General features: G+C 75.5%; 14 protein-coding genes. 7 read left to right on the forward strand and 7 right to left on the reverse strand.

Features of this window, described 5'->3' with window-relative positions; translation table 11 throughout:
- Nucleotides 1-39: 39 nt before the first annotated feature.
- Nucleotides 40-1,422 carry a type VII secretion integral membrane protein EccD gene (gene eccD, locus ACZ6O5_RS06620; RefSeq protein ID WP_465974906.1) on the reverse strand — a complete coding sequence of 461 codons (1,383 nt, stop codon included), beginning with the start codon at nucleotides 1,420-1,422 and terminating at the stop codon, nucleotides 40-42.
- A 101-nt stretch (nucleotides 1,423-1,523) separates the two neighbouring features.
- Between eccD and eccCa the strand changes: the two genes are divergently transcribed.
- From eccCa to ACZ6O5_RS06640, 4 genes are all read left to right on the forward strand, one after another.
- Complete coding sequence (eccCa, locus tag ACZ6O5_RS06625; protein WP_465974908.1) at nucleotides 1,524-5,471, forward strand: type VII secretion protein EccCa; 3,948 nt, start codon at nucleotides 1,524-1,526, stop codon at nucleotides 5,469-5,471.
- A 119-nt stretch (nucleotides 5,472-5,590) separates the two neighbouring features.
- Complete coding sequence (gene mycP / locus ACZ6O5_RS06630) at nucleotides 5,591-6,919, forward strand: type VII secretion-associated serine protease mycosin (protein ID WP_465974910.1); 1,329 nt, start codon at nucleotides 5,591-5,593, stop codon at nucleotides 6,917-6,919.
- Nucleotides 6,920-6,962: 43 nt separating this feature from the next.
- Nucleotides 6,963-7,751, forward strand: a complete 789-nt coding sequence (locus ACZ6O5_RS06635; RefSeq protein ID WP_465974912.1) for a phosphatase PAP2 family protein — start codon at nucleotides 6,963-6,965, stop codon at nucleotides 7,749-7,751.
- 30 nt (nucleotides 7,752-7,781) lie between these two features.
- Nucleotides 7,782-8,504: a phosphatase PAP2 family protein gene (locus tag ACZ6O5_RS06640; RefSeq protein ID WP_465974914.1), complete on the forward strand. Its 723-nt coding sequence runs from the start codon at nucleotides 7,782-7,784 to the stop codon at nucleotides 8,502-8,504.
- A 35-nt stretch (nucleotides 8,505-8,539) separates the two neighbouring features.
- On the opposite strand, the gene ACZ6O5_RS06645 is transcribed toward ACZ6O5_RS06640, so the two are convergent.
- The 6 genes from ACZ6O5_RS06645 to ACZ6O5_RS06670 form a co-directional block, all read right to left on the reverse strand.
- A complete protein-coding gene (locus tag ACZ6O5_RS06645; protein WP_281934339.1) occupies nucleotides 8,540-9,718 on the reverse strand; it encodes a MarP family serine protease in 1,179 nt (392 codons plus the stop codon).
- A 76-nt stretch (nucleotides 9,719-9,794) separates the two neighbouring features.
- Nucleotides 9,795-10,487, reverse strand: coding sequence for an NUDIX hydrolase (locus tag ACZ6O5_RS06650; RefSeq protein ID WP_405091550.1), 693 nt, complete (start codon nucleotides 10,485-10,487; stop codon nucleotides 9,795-9,797).
- Nucleotides 10,484-11,086 carry a TlpA family protein disulfide reductase gene (locus ACZ6O5_RS06655; RefSeq protein WP_465974916.1) on the reverse strand — a complete coding sequence of 201 codons (603 nt, stop codon included), beginning with the start codon at nucleotides 11,084-11,086 and terminating at the stop codon, nucleotides 10,484-10,486. Before ACZ6O5_RS06655 ends, ACZ6O5_RS06650 begins: the two co-directional genes overlap by 4 nt.
- Nucleotides 11,083-11,862 carry an endonuclease III gene (gene nth / locus ACZ6O5_RS06660; protein ID WP_465974918.1) on the reverse strand — a complete coding sequence of 260 codons (780 nt, stop codon included), beginning with the start codon at nucleotides 11,860-11,862 and terminating at the stop codon, nucleotides 11,083-11,085. The genes ACZ6O5_RS06655 and nth overlap by 4 nt, the downstream gene beginning before the upstream one ends.
- Nucleotides 11,863-11,921: 59 nt before the next feature.
- A complete protein-coding gene (locus tag ACZ6O5_RS06665) occupies nucleotides 11,922-13,085 on the reverse strand; it encodes a CapA family protein (RefSeq protein WP_465975056.1) in 1,164 nt (387 codons plus the stop codon).
- 136 nt (nucleotides 13,086-13,221) lie between these two features.
- Nucleotides 13,222-13,926 (reverse strand): adenosylcobinamide amidohydrolase, encoded by a 705-nt coding sequence (locus tag ACZ6O5_RS06670; protein WP_465975058.1) that lies wholly within the window; start codon nucleotides 13,924-13,926, stop codon nucleotides 13,222-13,224.
- Between the two features lie 174 nt (nucleotides 13,927-14,100).
- Between ACZ6O5_RS06670 and ACZ6O5_RS06675 the strand changes: the two genes are divergently transcribed.
- From ACZ6O5_RS06675 to ACZ6O5_RS06685, 3 genes are all read left to right on the forward strand, one after another.
- Nucleotides 14,101-14,778 (forward strand): Crp/Fnr family transcriptional regulator, encoded by a 678-nt coding sequence (locus ACZ6O5_RS06675; protein WP_007073398.1) that lies wholly within the window; start codon nucleotides 14,101-14,103, stop codon nucleotides 14,776-14,778.
- A gap of 111 nt (nucleotides 14,779-14,889) precedes the next feature.
- The gene (locus ACZ6O5_RS06680) at nucleotides 14,890-15,633 is read left to right on the forward strand and encodes a metallophosphoesterase family protein (RefSeq protein ID WP_465974919.1); all 744 of its coding nucleotides are present in this window, start codon (nucleotides 14,890-14,892) and stop codon (nucleotides 15,631-15,633) included.
- A 65-nt stretch (nucleotides 15,634-15,698) separates the two neighbouring features.
- Nucleotides 15,699-16,160 (forward strand): glycosyltransferase, encoded by a 462-nt coding sequence (locus ACZ6O5_RS06685; protein WP_465974921.1) that lies wholly within the window; start codon nucleotides 15,699-15,701, stop codon nucleotides 16,158-16,160.
- Nucleotide 16,161 lies beyond the last annotated feature (1 nt).

Raw genomic sequence — 16,161 nt, forward strand, 5'->3', positions numbered from 1 at the left:
GGGGCCCGGGTCGCATCGGCGGCCCGGGCCTTTCGCTGTTCAGGCGAGCAGGCCGCGGGCCCGGTCGTAGAGGTCGAGCACCGCGCAGGCCACCGGCACCACGGCCACCACCAGCGCGGTGTCGGTCAGGTCGGCCAGCCGGCCGAGGTACGGCGAGACGGGCCGACGGGCGTACGTGGCGCCGGCGGTGACCGCGACCAGGGCCAGGGCCAGCCCGCCGACGGTCAGCGCGAGGCGGCCCCCGGGCCCGGCCCGGTCCGCCAGCACCACGCCGAGCAGCGCGTACCCGGCCAGGCCGGCGGCGACGGCCGGCACCCGGTGCCGCACCGCCACGAAGAGCCGGGAGCGCAGCAGCAACACCCCGGCGGCGACCGCGACCAGTAGCCGCCCGGCGGTCCCCCCGGCGGCGACGAGCACCACGGCGGCGCCCACGGCCAGCACCGCGTGCCCGAGCAGCATCCCGGTCAACGCCTCCTCGGCGCGGGCCACGGCCGCGTGCACCCGTCCCCGGTCGGGCAGGTCACGGGTGCCGGCGGGGGCGGGCAGCGTGAGTGGCGGCAGCGGCAGCTTGCCGACCCGGATGGCCAGCAGCGGCAGCCCGCCGAGCGCGAAGACCAGGACGGCGAGCAGCACGGCCGCGGTGCCGGCCGGGTCGAGCAGCAGCGCGCCGAGCGCGGCCACCGCGCCGACCGCGCCGACCGTCACGCCGGCCACCGGGACCCGGGACCGGTGCGCCACGCCGAGCAGGCCGAGCACCGCCACCAGCAGCACCGCCACCGAGCCGACCAGCAGTTCGGGGGCGCCGACCCAGCGCAGGCCGGGGATCGGGCCGACCGGGTCGCCGGAGCCGACCGCGAGCGCGCCGGCCGCCGCCGCCCAGGGCAGCGCGTACCCGCCGAGCGTGACGCCGACCGGGCCGTCGCCGTAGGCCCGGGAGGCCGCGGTGGCGGCGAGCACCAGGATCAGGGCGCCCGCCGCGGCGACCGTCCAGCCGCGTCCGCCGGGACCGGCGGACAGCACCGCGACCAGCCCGACCGCCAGCGGCACGGCGGCGCCGGCCAGCGCGGCGGCCCGGGTCGCCCCGGCCGACCAGGCGACGCCCCGGCGGCGGGCGCCGTCCACGATCGCCTCGACCACGTCGTCGTACTCCAGCTCGGGCCACTCGGCGCGGGCCGGTACGAGATGCAGCACCTCGCCGTCGCGGACGCCTTGCGGCAGCAGTGCCTGGGCGGTGGCCAGCACCGCGCCGTCGGTGCGTCGCAGCACCCAGCCGCCGTGCCGTTCGCCGTCGTCGGCGAGCCCCTCCCCGGCGTGCCGGAGCACCTCGGGCAGCAGCTCGGCCAGGGGAACCTGCTCCGGCAGGGCCACGTCGACCCGTCGCCGGGGCGCGCTGATCGTGACCCGGGCGAGCCCGCTTGTCATCGACGTATCTCCATCATCGAGCCGGAACGGTGGGCTGACGGACGGAAGGACTTTACCTACTATGAGCCAGGCTCGGGTTACCGAGAGCCATGGGAGGCCGTGTGTCCACTGTCGTCATCAAGCGACCGCCGCGCCGACCGGCCCCGGAGATCCCGGTCGGTGAGCTGCCCGTCGAGGCGCCGCCGGAGATCCCGGTGGCGACCGGCGGGCGCTGGCAGCAGGCGCTGATGGTGCTGCCGATGCTCGGCGGGACGGTGGCCATGGCGATGATGTTCGGCCGGGGCGGCGGCGCCTACTCGTACGTGGTGGGCGGCATGTTCGGGCTCTCCTCGCTGGCCATGCTGGTGACCACCTGGGGCAGCGCCGGCCCGAAGAAGTCCGAGCTGATGGCCGCCCGTCGGGAGTACCTGCGGCACCTGGCCACGCTGCGTCGCCGGGTCCGGGAGACGGCCGGCGCCCAGCGCGCCGGGCTCGCCTACCGCCATCCGGAGCCCGGGCGGCTCTGGTCCACCGTCGACAGCCACCGGGTCTGGGAACGCCGGCCGGGTGACCCGGACTTCGCGGTGGTCCGGGTCGGCGTCGGGCCGCAGACGCTGGCCACCCCGCTGGTCCCGCCGGTCACCCGGCCGCTGGAGGAGCTGGAGCCGATGACCGCCGGGGCGCTGCGGCGCTTCCTGGACGCGTACTCGGTGGTGCCGGACCTGCCGGTGGCGCTGTCGCTGCGCAGCTTCGCCCGGGTCTTCGTGCGCGGCCCGGCCGGCGAGGTACGCGGCACCGGCTCGCCGGCCGCCCGGGCGCTGGCCCGGGCGGTGCTCACCCAGCTCGCCGTCTTCCACGCCCCGGACGAGCTGCTGATCGCGGTCTGCGCCGGCCCGGAGCGCCGGGACCGGTGGGAGTGGGTGAAGTGGCTGCCGCACGCCCACCACCCGGCGCGCACCGACGCGCTCGGCCCGGTGCGGCTGGTCACCAGCGCCGCCGCCGACCTGGAACGGCTCCTCGACGACGTGCTCGGCAGCCGGTCCCGGTTCAGCCCGCACGGCCCGGCCACCGACGGGCCGCACGTCGTGGTGGTGCTCGACGGCGGCGACCTGACCGGGGCCGCCGACCTGGCCGGCGACGGCGGCATCGACGCGGTCACCGTGCTCGACCTGGACACGCCGCCGCCCCGGCTGCTCGACCGGTACGCGCTGCTGCTCGACCTGGTCGACGGCCGGCTGCACTCGCACTCGGCGGAGGGGCCCGCCGAGGTGGGCGCCGCCGACGCGTTGCCGACGGCCGACGCGGAGGCGGTCGCGCGGCGGCTCGCGCCGCTGCGGCTGGCCGGCGCGGTACGCGGGTCGGACGCGCCGCCCGGCGCTGAGCCGGGCCTGCCGGAGCTGCTCGGTCTCGGCGACCCGGACGGTTTCACCGCCGAGCAGGGCTGGGCGCCCCGCGCCGCCCGGGACCGGCTGCGGGTGCCGATCGGGGTGGGCGCCGACGGCGGGGCGATCGACCTCGACCTCAAGGAGTCGGCGCTCGACGGCATGGGCCCGCACGGGCTGCTGATCGGCGCGACCGGCTCCGGCAAGTCGGAGCTGCTGCGCACGCTGGTGCTCGGCCTGGCCGCGACGCACAGCTCGGAGCAGCTCAACTTCGTGCTTGTCGACTTCAAGGGCGGTGCCACGTTCGCGCCGTTCGAGCGCCTGCCGCACACCGCCGCCGTGATCACCAACCTGGCGGACGCGCTGCCGCTCGTCGACCGGATGGTCGACGCGATCAACGGGGAGCTGATGCGCCGCCAGGAGCTGCTGCGCCGGGCCGGCAACTTCGCCGGCGTGCGTGACTACGGGCGGGCGCGCGCGGCCGGCAGTCCGCTCGCCCCGCTGCCGTCGCTGCTGCTGATCTGCGACGAGTTCTCCGAGCTGCTCTCCGCCAAGCCCGACTTCATCGACCTGTTCGTGCAGATCGGCCGGCTGGGCCGGTCGCTCGGCGTGCACCTGCTGCTGGCCAGTCAACGGCTGGAGGAGGGCCGGCTGCGGGGGTTGGACACCCACCTGTCGTACCGGATCGGGTTGCGCACGTTCTCCACGTTGGAGTCCCGGACGGTGCTCGGCGTGCCGGACGCGTACGAGCTGCCCCGCAGCCCGGGGCACGGGTACCTGCGCTCCGGCACCGAGCCGCTGGTCCGGTTCAGGGCGGCGTACGTCTCCGGCGCGGTCCGTCGACGCATCGGCCCGGCGGGTGCGTCCGGCGTCGGCGCCGCGCGGGTGCTCGCGTTCTCCACCCACCTGGCGCCGGTGCCCGAACCGACGACACCGGCCGCGCTCCCGGCCGAGGAGGAGAGCGGCGAGACGCTGCTCGACCTGCTGGTCGACCGGCTGGCCGGGCAGGGCCCGCCGGCGCACCGGGTGTGGCTGCCGCCGTTGGACGCCTCCCCCACGCTCGACGAGCTGCTCGGCCCGGCCGGCGTCGACCCGGTTCGTGGGCTCACCGTGGCCAATCCCGAGCTGCACGGCGCGTTGCAGGTGCCGGTGGCGGTGGTGGACAAGCCGTTCGAGCAGCGGCGGGACCTGTTCTGGCTGGCGTTGGACGGCGCGGCCGGGCACGTCGCGGTGGTCGGCACCACCCGCAGCGGCCGGTCCGCCGTGCTGCGCACGCTGGTCTGCGCGCTGGCGCTCACCCACACCCCGGCCGAGGTGCAGGTCTACTGCCTCGACTTCGGTGGCGGCACGCTCGGCACGCTGCGGGACCTGCCGCACGTCGGCGGTGTGAGCGGGCGGACCGACGGCACCGCGGTGCGCCGTACCGTCGGGGAGGTCGCCGGCCTGCTCGCCGAGCGGGAGCGGCGCTTCACCGAGTCCGGGGTGGAGTCGATGTCGGCGTGGCGCCGGCGACGGGCCGCGACACCGGCGGCCGGCGTCGACCCGTTCGGGGACGTGTTCCTGGTCGTCGACGGTTGGAACACGCTGCGCGGCGAGTACGAGGACCTGGAACCGCTGGTCACCGAGCTGGCCACCCGGGGGCTGGCGTACGGGGTGCACGTGGTGGCGAGCGCGCTGCGCTGGTCGGACTTCCGCCCGGCGATCCGTGACCTGTTCGGCTCCCGGCTGGAGCTGCGCCTCGGCGACCCGGCCGACTCGGTGGTGGTCAAGCGCGCGCTGGCGGCCACCGTGCCGGAGGAACGGCCGGGGCGCGGGATCACCGCCGGCGGGCTGCACTTCCTCACCGCCGAGCCCCGGTCGGCCGCGTTGGGCGACGGCACCGCCGACCTGGTGAAGGCCGTCGCCGACGGGTGGTCCGGGCCGGTGGCGCCCCGGGTGCGGCTGCTCCCGCCGGTGCTGCCGTACGCCGAACTGGACCAGACCGCGACGACCGGGCTGGCGTTCCCGGTCGGGGTGGCGGAGGCGGATCTGGCCCCGGTGGTGCTGGACTTCGCCACCGAGCCGAACTTCGTGGTCTTCGGTGACGCCGAGTGCGGCAAGTCCTCGTTCCTGCGCGCGCTGGCCACCTCGATCGTGGGCCGGTTCACCCCGGAGCAGGCCCGGGTGATCCTGGTCGACTACCGGCGCAGCCTGATGGGCGTGATCGAGACCGCGCACCTGATCGGGTACGGCACGGCCGCGCCACACACCACCGAGCTGATCGAGTCGGCGGCCGGTTACCTCCAGGGGCGGCAGCCCGGCCCGGAGGTGACCCCGGCCGAGTTGCGCGCCCGCACGTGGTGGACCGGGCCGGAGCTGTTCGTGCTGGTGGACGACTACGACCTGGTGGCCGGCGGGCCGACGAACCCGCTGCGCGCGTTGGAGGAGCACCTGCCGCACGCCCGGGACGTCGGGCTGCACCTGGTGCTGGCGCGGCGCTCCGGCGGCGCCGGCCGGACCGCGTACGAGCCGATCATCCAGCGGCTGCGGGAGCTGTCCACGGCCGGGCTGGTGATGTCCGGCGGCCCGGAGGAGGGGCCGCTCGTCGGCCAGGTGAAGGCCGGGCCGCTGCCGCCCGGTCGGGCCCGCCTGGTCACCCGGCGTGAGGGCGTCCGTCTGGTGCAGTTGGCTCATCTCCCGCCCGGATGAGCCGGGTACGCCGAGTTGTCCCGGGACGGCCGGGACTACCGGTAATCTCCGAGCAGCATGTGTCGGACGCGACGGAATGGCTGGGGAATGTGACCAGGGATCGGCAGGGGCTTCCCGGCATGCCGTCCCGGCGTCTCGCCGGGCGTGCGCTGCTGGCCGGCGCGGCGGCGTTGGCCGTCACGGCCGGCCCGCTGGCCCCGCCGGCACACGCCGCGCCGGCACACGCCGCGCCGGCACACGCCGCGCCGGCACACGCCGCGCCGGCCGCCGTCCAGGTGCCGGCCTGGTCCGCGCCGGAGCGCGTGTTCCGGGCCGACCAGGTCCGCGACGAGCAGTGGCAGTTGGCGGAGCTACGGGCGAAGGCCGCCTGGCGGACGTCGACCGGGCGCGGCGTGGTGGTCGCGGTGATCGACTCGGGAGTGGACGCTTCGCACCCCGACCTGGCCGGTCAGGTGCTGCCCGGCCTCGACCTGGTCGAGCCGGGCGGCACGGACGAGCCGGACCCGGTGGGGCACGGCACCACGGTGGCCGGGCTGATCGCCGGGCGGGCCGACGACGATCACGGCGTGGTGGGGCTGGCGCCGGACGCCCGGATCCTGCCGGTCCGGGTGCTGGACGCGGAGAACCGGTACGACGACGCGTTGATCATCGCGAAGGCGGTGCGCTGGGCGGTCGACAACGGCGCCCGGGTGGTGAACCTGTCACTCGGGGGCGGCGGCGACAGCCCGGCGCTGGCCGCGGCGCTCGACTACGCGTTCGCCCGGGACGTGGTGGTGGTCGCCTGCACCGGCAACCTGGCCACCTCGACCACCACCAAGGTCTGGTACCCGGCCCGCGAGCCGGGCGTGCTGGCGGTCACCGGCCTGGACCGCGACAGCGAGAACCTCTGGTCCGGCTCGATCACCGGTCACGAGACCACGCTCAGCGCCCCGGCCACCGCGCTCTACGGCGCCCGCTCCCGGGGCGGCTACTGGCGGGTGCAGGGGACGAGCTTCGCCGCGCCGCTGGTCGCCGCGACGGCCGCCCTGGTCCGGGCCCGCTATCCGCGGATGCCGGCCGGGGACGTGGTCAACCGGCTGATCAGCACCGCCCGGGACCTCGGCCCGACCGGCCGGGACGACCGGTTCGGGTACGGCATGGTCGACCCGGTGGCCGCGCTCACCGCCGACGTGGCGCCGGTGGGCCGCAACCCGCTCGACGACAACGCCGCCCCCGGCGTGGTGGGTTTCGGTCCCGCCCCGGGCGAGGGCCCGGACACCCGGGCCGCGGCGGCGGGGCAGGGCGGCGACCCGTTCGGTCGCCCGCAGCCGGCCGGTTGGTCGGCCGGCGCGGCGGGCCAGACCGACGACCCCGCCCCGGGACGGCTCTGGATCGGCCTGGCCCTGCTCGTCGCCCTGGTCACCGGCTCCGCGCTGGTGGTGCGCCGGTTCCGGCGGGCCCGCCACTGACCGGCGAGTCTGACCGCGCCCTTCCCTGGGTAGTGAACGGCGCATGAACAGCACCGGCCCGGCGTCCACGCGCCACCGGTCGTGGCGGAGCCGCCGCCTCGACCCCGACCACTCGCTGGGGCTGCGCCTCAGCCTGGCCGCCGCCGCGGCGGTCCTGGTGCTGGTGCCGTTCGCCCTGCTCGCGCTGCTGGTGCTGGGCGCCTGGCCGCCGCTACTCCGGCTGGACGCCTCGGTCACCGAGGCGTTCCACGGATATGCGGTGCACCATCCGCTGTGGGTCCGGGTGATGACGGTCTGGACGCACGCGTTCGGGCCGGGTCCGCTGCGGGTGGCCGCCGCGATGGCGGTGGTCTGGCTGCTGCGGCGCGGGGCGCCGCGGCTGGCGGTCTGGGTGGTCACCACGATGCTTGTCGGCGGCCTGCTCGGCGCGCTGCTCAAGCTGCTGGTCGGCCGGGACCGGCCGGACCTGCTCGAACCGGTGGCCCGGGCCGCCGGCTACTCCTTCCCGTCCGGTCACGCGCTGAACGCGGCGCTGGCCGCCGGGGTGCTGCTGTTGCTCTTCCTGCCGTTCGCCCGCGACAACCGCGCCGGCCGCATCGCGCTCTGGACGGCAGCGACGCTGCTCGCGGTGGTGACCGGGTTGAGCCGGATCGCGCTGGGCGTGCACTGGACCAGTGACGTGGTGGGCGGCTGGGTGCTGGGGATGGCCACGGTCGCCGCCACCACGGCCGCGTTCGCCACCTGGCGCACCGGGGCCGGCCGGCGGCCGGCCCGCCCGCTGCGCGAGGGGGTCGAGCCGGAACTGGCCGACCCGGAGGATCGACACGCGTAACAAGACGGCCACCTGGGTAAAGGGCGGCTCATGTCCGATGTCGCGGTCCAGATCGCCCGGCGCGTCCTGCTGCCGGTGGCCCTGCTCTTCGCCGTGATGGTGGGGCTGGGCCTGCTGGTCACCCGGGTGCTCACGCACACCTGGCCGTTCACCGTGGAGGACGCGGTGAACCGCGAGTTCGCCGGTGACCGGTCGTCCGGCTGGAACGACGTGTCGCTGGTCTTCAGCACGCTGGCCAGCACCCAGGTGATCGTCGTGGTGACGGTGCTGGCCGCGCTGGTGCTGCGGCTGGTGCTGCACCGCTGGCGGGAGCCGCTCTTCCTGTGCGCGGCGGTCAGCGCGCAGGCGCTGATCTTCCTGTTCACCACCATGGTCATCGACCGGAACCGGCCGGCCGTGGAGCACATGGACGCCTCTCCCCCGACGTCCAGCTTCCCCTCCGGGCACACCTCGGCGGCGACCGCGCTCTACGTCGGCCTCGCGGTGCTGCTGGCGCTGCGGGCGCGCAGCACCCCGGCCAAGATCACCTGGTGGACGCTGCTGGTGCTGGTGCCGGTCGGCGTGGCGCTCACCCGGATGTACCGGGGCATGCACCACCCCAGCGACGTGGTGGCCTCGTTCGTCAACGGCGGCACCTGTGTCGCGATCATGGCGCGCGCGGTGCTCGACCGCACGCTCACCTGGGGCCGCGCGAGCCTGTCGCTGAGCCGGCCGGGCGACGACGTGACGCCCGCCGGGGCCCCGGCGAACTGACCGCCGTGCCGGCCGGCCGACCGCCGTCGGCCGGCTCAGGTGCAGTCGCCGGTGGCCACGCCCCGGGTTCGTTCCGCGCCGGCCAGCGCCACCGACCGCGCCTCGGCGGCGGTCACCGCGAAGCCGGTGTTCGGGTCGTCCGCCGCCGCCGCGAAGATCACGCCGAGCACCAGCCCGTTCGAGGAGACCAGCGGGCCGCCGGAGTTGCCGCTGCGCACCAGCGCGCGGATCGTGTAGATCTCCCGCGTCACGTCCCCGGAGGAGTAGATGTCCGGCCCGGTGATCCGGTCGACGTCCCGCACCCGGGCCGGCCGGGCGTCGTACGGGCCGTCCAGGGGGAAGCCGAGCACGATCGCGTCCGCCCCGCTGGCCGCCGCACCGGCGGCGAAGCGCAGCGACGGCCCGGGCAGCCCGGGCACGTAGAGCACGGCCAGGTCCCGATCCGGGTCGTAGACCACCACCTCGCCGTCGTACCGCTCGCCGCGCAGTTCCACCGCCACCGAGCGGGTGCCGGCCACCACGTGCGCGTTGGTCATCACCCGGTCGTCGGCGTAGACGAAGCCGGAGCCCTCGATCCGGCGGGAGCAGCTCGGCGCGGAGCCGAGCACCTTCACCACCGACCGCTTGCTGTTCTGCACCACCTGGGAGTTGGCCAGCGCCGGGTCGGGCGGCGAGACCTGCCGGGCGTTGGTGCTGCCCAGGCCGTTGAACACGTCGGGGAAGCCGTTGGTGTCGACGGTGTCCCGCAGGGCGGTGGAGAGTTCCTGGGCCCGGTCGGGCAGCACCCGGTCCACCACGGTGAGCAACGCGCTGTCCTTGACCGAGGCGGCCAGCCAGGGCACCGACGAGGAACCCAGCGGCACCGCGACCAGCCAGGCCACCAGCATGACCGCGATGACCGAGATGAACGCGCCGCCGACGTCGTCGACCTTCTTGCCGGCCGGCCCGGTGATGGCCGCGCGCAGGTTGGAGCCGAGCCAGCCGGCCAGCGCCTGCCCCAGCACGGCGAGCCCGAAGATCGCCACCAGGGAGATCAACACCCGGGTGCCGCTGGACGCGAACTGCCGGGCGATCAGCGGGCCGACCTGGAGGCCGAGCAACGCGCCCAGGAAGAAGCCCGAGAACGACAGCGCTCCGACGACGAAGCCCTGGCGGTATCCGCTGATCGCGAACACGAGCATGAGCAGGAGCAGGACGAGATCCACGGCGGACACGCCCCAAGGGTACGGGCACCGGGCCGGTGGCCCGCTCAGCGCTCGCTGAACGTGACCTGAGGATCCGTGCGGGTGATCAGCGCACCGGGCTCTCGTCGGCCGCGTCGGTGCCGGCCGAGGGGGCCGGGGTGGCACCGACCGGCGGCAGCTCCCAGACCCGCGAGCGGGGCCAGGGCCGGGCCCAGCCGCCCATCTCCAGCAGTCGGTCGATCACGCCGCCGGTGAAGCCCCAGACCAGCATGCCGCGGACCGAGAACGCGGGGCCGATCCAGCCGCTGGGATGGCGTACCCGCATGCGGTTGTCCGGGTCGACCAGCTCGGCGACCGGCAGTCGGGCGACGTGCGCGACCTCGGCCGGCTCGCGCGGGTGGACCGGGTGCGGGTCGTGCCACCAGGCGAGCACCGGGGTCACCACGAAGTCGCTGACCGGGATCCACAGCCGGGGCAGTTCGGCCAACACGGTGACGCTGGCCGGGTCGAGGTCGACCTCCTCGTTCGCCTCGCGCAGCGCGGTGGCGCGGGCGTCGGCGTCCTCCGGGTCGGCCGCGCCGCCGGGGAAGGCCGGCTGCCCGGCGTGGTTGCGCAGCGTCGCGGCGCGCTGGAGGACCAGCATGTCCGGCCCGGCGCCGGGCTCCTCGCCGAGCAGCACCAGCACGGCGCTCTCCCGGCCGCCGGTCTCCGGCGTGGCGAGCTGGGTGAAGTCCTCGGCCCGGGCGCTGCCGAGCCGGCCCAGCAGCGGGTCCAGCCATCCGGGCGGCGTCCGGGTCACACCCGCACCCCGAGATGCGTGCGGACGAGCGCGGCGAGGCGGGCGTCGTCGAGCGCGCCGGTCCCGTCGATGTGCCGGATCCGGCCGTCCGCGTCGACCAGGACGGTCAACGGGAACGCGCTGCGTTCGAGCGCGCGCTCGAACGCGTCGCCCTGGTCGAGCAACATCGGGAAGTCGATGCCGAAGTCCTCGCCGAGGGACTGCGCGCCGCCGCGGCTGTCCCGGCTGTTCACCCCGATCACCTGGAACCGGCCGTCGGCCCGGTCGCTGAGCCGCTGGAACGCGGGCAGCTCCTTGCGGCAGGGCGGACACCAGGACGCCCACACGTTGATCACGGCGGGGCCCTTCACGTCGCGCAGCTTCACCGGCGCGCCGCCGGTGAAGCAGTTGAGCGCCAGGTCGGGCAGCGGATCACCGGGCTTGTCGGCCGGTGACGGCACGGCCGAGGCCGGCACCGCGGTCAGCGGGGCGCAGTCGGCGAACGGCGAGGGGCGCTCCGCGCGGGTGGCCGACGCCGGGCCGGGCGGCTCCTCGGCCGTGGCGGTGCAGCCCGCCGCCAGCAGCAGCGGGACGAGCAGGAACGCGAGTCGGCGGGTCACGGCACGTCCGCCACGGTCGCCTGCTGCGGCACCAGGTCCGGGTCGAGGCCGACGGCCGCCGCGAGGTCCCGCGCGCGGGGGCCCTTCAGCAGCTTGGCCGCGGCGGCCGGCTCGGTCGGCCCGGTGCCGTACGCGGGGCAGAGCTTCGCCAGCGTGCACGCGCCGCAGGCCGGCTTGCGGGCGTGGCAGACCCGACGGCCGTGGAAGATGATCCGGTGCGACAGCATGGTCCAGTCCCGCTTGGGGTAGAGCACGCCGATCGCGTGCTCGATCTTGACCGGGTCGGTCTCGGTGGTCAGCTCCCACCGCTGCACCAGCCGCTGGAAGTGGGTGTCGACGGTGATGCCCGGGACGTCGAACGCGTTGCCGAGGATCACGTTCGCGGTCTTGCGCCCGATCCCCGGCAGGGTGACCAGGTCGGCGAGCCGGCCGGGCACCTCGCCGTCGTACCGCTCGCAGAGCGCGCGGCCGAGGTTGATCAGCGAGCTGGTCTTGTTGCGGTAGAAACCGGTGGGCCGGATCAGCTCCTCCAGCTCGACGCGGTCCGCCCCGGCGTAGTCGGCGGCGGTGCGGTAGCGGGCGAACAGCTTCGGCGTGACCTCGTTGACCTTCTTGTCGGTGCACTGGGCGGACAGGATCGTGGCGACCGCCAGCTCCAGCGCGTTGCCGTGGTCGAGTTCACAGTGCGCGTCGGGGTGGGTCTCGGTCAGCACCCGCCCGATGCGGCGGGCCCGACGCGTACGGCCGAGGTCGGTCTCGGGGGAGCGCGTGGTCACGCCGGCCAGCCTACGTCGCGGGGCCGACGCCCCGGTGGGTCGACGCGGGTGGCGTGCGCTCAGCCACCCGCCGGGGCGCTGATCTTGCCGCTCGCGTCGAGCTTCGCGCCGGTGTTCGGGAAGTCCGCCCGGGTCACCTCGCGCACCAGCCCGAGGCCGCGGTCCTGCCGGTCGACGGAGGGCCGGCCGACGCCGTTCATCACGGTGGAGGTGAACGTGCCGCCGACGAAGCGGCCCTCGGCGGTGAGCGACACCTTGAGCACCCCGCCGTAGCCGAGCCGGCCGGTGCTCTGCAACGACTTCCCGCCGCCGGCGAAGTTGCCCAGGCTGTAGGCGATCAGCTTGCCCTGGTAGAACTCCAGGCCCCGCAGCACGTGCGGGCCGTGCCCGATCACCAGGTCCGCGCCGGCGTCGATCACGGTACGGGCGAAACGCATCGGGTCGCCCCGGTTCTCCCCGACGTACATCTCGGTGCCGGGCTTGACGCGGGTCTTGTCCGCGCCCTCGGCGCCCATGTGCACCTGCACCACCACGAGCTTGGCCATCCCCTTGGCCATCTCGATGACCTGCTTGGCGGCATCCAGGTCGATCAGGCTGTTCGACCAGGGGTACGACGAGAAGCCGACCACTGCCACCTTGACGCCCTTGACGTCCACGACGGTGATCTCGCCCGGCGCGCCGGTGTGCTTGAGGCCGTGCGCCTCCAGCGCCGACTGGGTGTTCTCGTAGCCCTGCTGGCCGTAGTCGTTGCCGTGGTTGTTGGCCTGGTTGAGCAGTTGGAACCCGGCCGAGCGCAGGTGCGCGGCGTAGCCGGGCGGCGCCCGGAACTGGTAGCAGTTCTGCGGGTTCGGGCCGCACTTGCCGGCGCCGGTGTCGTCGGTGAGCGGCTCCTCCAGGTTGCCCATCACCAGGTCGCCCTTGAGCGCGGACTTCACGTCGTCGAAGAAGCCCTTGCCGCCGTTGGGCGGCAGCCGGTTCGGCGCGTTCCCCATGATCACGTCACCGGTCGCGGTCAGCGAGATCGACGGCTCGGTCGACTCGCCGGAGGCGGCCGGCTGGTCGCCGGACGCCGGGCCGGCCGAACCGGTCGACCCGCCGCCCTGCCCGGTCTGCCAGAGCGGGCCGTCGCCGTCGCCGGAGTCCGAGCAGCCGGCGGCGAGCAGGACCGCGAAGAGCGCGGCGAGCGCGGCGAGGCGCGGTCGGGGGACGGCACGGCGCGGCACGGGACCGACCGGGTGGGGGCCGGTGGCGCGGCGGGAACGGGGCACAGAGTGGGCGGAAGCGTACATCGTCGGCGACGCTACCGCCCCGGGGACGCCGCGACGAGGGCCGAATGGTCGGAATACCGGCCTGCGCACGTCAGCCGGCCCGCCGGTCGGACCAGGGCACGACCGGGCCGGCGCCGCCGGCGCGCACGGCGGCGTGCACGGCCCGGGCCAGCGGGGCGCCCCAGGTCGAGCGCGGGCCGCCGTACGGGGCCGGCGTGCCGTCGGCCGGGCAGAGCACGGTGACCGCGTCGGTGGCGGTGCCGGTGGCCGGCAGTCCCAGCTCCCAGATCGCCTGCGCCTTCGCCTCGGTGGCGGTGGCCACCGCGTTGACCAGCGCGGCGTCCCCGAGCCGGACCGGCACGTGCACCACGATGTTGACGGTGCCGACCCGGGGGGCCGGCGCGGGCCCGGCCGGCGTGTTCTCGGCGGTGGCCCGGTCGCCGCCGGCCGCCGCGGGTGCGGCGGCCCAGACCGGGGTGCCCAGGCCGACCGTCGCCCAGACCCGGACGCCGTCGTCGCGGCGGTGCACCACCTCGGCCACGTCCACGCCGGTGAGCAGCCCGACCCCGGGCCCGCCCAGGCCCAGGTCAAGGGCCAGTTCGGCCAGGTGGGCGGCGGGGTCGTCCCGGTCGTACGTCATCGGCACGGTCGCGTTGACCACCCACCGGCGGACGCCGATCCCCCCGCCCAGCGGGGCGGAGCCGACCGCCAGCAGCGGCGTCTCGGCCCGCCAGACGAGCAGCGGGATGTCCCACCCGGCTTCGGACCGGCTGGTCAGGATCGGCTCGCACAGCACGCCGGTCACCTTACGATCAGGTGGGGACCGGTGGCGCCCGGCCCGGCGTCGCGGGGCCGGATCCAGGGGTGCACCTCCGATTCCTGCTCATGTGCGCCTAGACTGGCGGCGCGCGAGGGATCAGCGGACGGCGGACCCGGGCCGACGGACGGCACGCGCAGGCGGAGGTGCGCGATGGACGAGGTACTGGCCCGCAGCGGGATCTTCCAGGGTGTCGACCCGGAGGCTGCCGAGGCGCTCGCCAAGGAGATGGAGACGATCGAGGTCCGCAAGGGCGAGGTCGTCTTCAACGAGGGCGAGCCCGGTGACAGTCTCTACATCCTCCTGTCCGGCAAGATCAAGGTGGGTCGCCGCGCGGCGGACGGCCGGCAGAACCTGATCGCCGTGATGGGCCCGTCGGACATGGTCGGCGAGTTGTCGCTGTTCGACCCCGGCCCGCGCACGGCGACCGCCACGGCGGTCACCGACACCCGGCTGGTCCGGCTGCGCAAGCAGGCTCTGCGGCCGTGGCTCAACAACCGGCCCGAGATCGCCGAGCAGCTGCTGCGGGTGCTGGCCCGCAGGCTGCGCCGGACGAACGACTCGCTCGCCGACCTGATCTTCACGGACGTGCCCGGCCGGGTCGCCAAGAACCTGCTCCAGATGGCCGGCCGGTTCGGCACCCGCGACGGCGGCGTGCTGCGGGTGACCCACGACCTCACCCAGGAGGAGATCGCCCAGCTCGTCGGCGCCTCCCGGGAGACCGTCAACAAGGCGCTCGCCGACTTCGCCTCGCGCGGCTGGCTGCGGCTGGACGGCAAGAGCATCATCATCCTCGACCCGGAGCGCCTGGCCCGCCGCGCGCGGGTCTGACCTTCCGCACCTCCACCCCGGCCCGGCCCGCCCACGCGGTCCGGGCCGGCGCGTGTCTGCCCGGCGCAGAATTCCTGGACGGCCCCGGCGGCCGACGTCCAGGCTGGGGCGATGATCGATCGGGTCGCCGTACTCTCCGACATCCATGGTGTGCTGCCGGCGCTGGAGGCCGTCCTGGCCGAGCCGGACGTGGCCGCCGCCGAGCTGATCGTGCTCACCGGTGACATCGCGTCCGGCCCGCAGCCGGTGGAGGTGCTGGACCGGCTCACCGCACTCGGCGACCGCGCCCGCTGGGTCGGCGGGAACGGCGAGCGGGAGCTGGTCGAGGCACGGGCCGGGACGCCGTCGGAGTTCGAGGTCGCCAACTGGGCCGCCGCGCAGCTCCGGGACGACCAGGTGGCCCGGCTGGCCGCGCTGCCACCGCACGTCACGCTGCCGGTGGCCGGGCTCGGCGACGTGCTCTTCTGCCACGCGACGCCCCGCGACGACGAGGAGGTCGTACTCGTCGACTCGCGGCCGGAGCGCTGGGCCGAGGTCTTCGCCGGCCTGCCGGCCGAGGTCGGCACCGTGGTCTGCGGGCACACCCACATGCCGTACACCCGGTTGGTCGACCGTCGCCTGGTGGTCAACCCGGGCAGTGTCGGCATGCCGTACGGGGGCGCGGGCGCCTGGTGGGCGCTGCTCGGTCCGGGGGTGCAGTTGCGCCGCACCCGGTTCGACGTGGACGCCGCCTGTGCCGAGGTGGTCGCCGGGTCCGGCTTCCCGGAGGCGGCGCAGTGGGTCGACGAGTACCTGCGCGGCGGATACTCCGACCTGGACGCGCTCACCGCCTTCGGCCCCCGGGACGGTCGCTGACGGGTACCCGACGTCCACGCCGGACGGGGGCGTCCTGAGTTCCGACTCTGCGATAGCGTGGCCTGATGGGACGGCGGTACCGGGTGCTTCTCGTCTCCAGCAGCGGTGGCGTCCTGCTGGACCTGCTGGCGCTCCGCCCCTGGTGGGCACGGCACGATCCGGTCTGGGTCGCGGTCCGGGCCCCCGACACCGAGGTGGCGTTGGCCGGGCAGCGGGTGCACTGGCAGCCCGAGCTGTCGACCCGCACCCGGCTGCGGGTGCTGCCGGCGACCTGGCGGGCGCTGCGGCTGCTGCGCCGCGAGCGACCCGACGTGGTGGTGTCGGCCGGCACCGGCGTGGCCGTCGGGGTCTTCCTCGCCGCCCGCCTGCTCCGGGTGCCGTCGCTGTGGTTGGAGACGTTCAACATGACCGGGCCCGCCGGCTCCGCCGCCCGGTTCTGCTCCCGGCTCGCCGCCGCGGTGCTGGTGCAGCGCCCCGCCCTGCTGGCGTCCCGCCCCCGCGCGGTGCTCATCGGCGAGCTCTACTGAC

Source organism: Micromonospora sp. NPDC049201, assembly GCF_055586805.1.

Bases quoted from the DNA above. Each gene is read 5' to 3' on its own strand.
- eccD (WP_465974906.1), bottom strand. From the start codon at position 1,422: ATGACAAGCGGGCTCGCCCGGGTCACGATCAGCGCGCCCCGGCGACGG.
- mycP (WP_465974910.1), top strand. From the start codon at position 5,591: ATGCCGTCCCGGCGTCTCGCCGGGCGTGCGCTGCTGGCCGGCGCGGCG.
- ACZ6O5_RS06635 (WP_465974912.1), top strand. From the start codon at position 6,963: ATGAACAGCACCGGCCCGGCGTCCACGCGCCACCGGTCGTGGCGGAGC.
- ACZ6O5_RS06640 (WP_465974914.1), top strand. From the start codon at position 7,782: ATGTCCGATGTCGCGGTCCAGATCGCCCGGCGCGTCCTGCTGCCGGTG.
- ACZ6O5_RS06675 (WP_007073398.1), top strand. From the start codon at position 14,101: ATGGACGAGGTACTGGCCCGCAGCGGGATCTTCCAGGGTGTCGACCCG.
- ACZ6O5_RS06680 (WP_465974919.1), top strand. From the start codon at position 14,890: ATGATCGATCGGGTCGCCGTACTCTCCGACATCCATGGTGTGCTGCCG.
- ACZ6O5_RS06685 (WP_465974921.1), top strand. From the start codon at position 15,699: ATGGGACGGCGGTACCGGGTGCTTCTCGTCTCCAGCAGCGGTGGCGTC.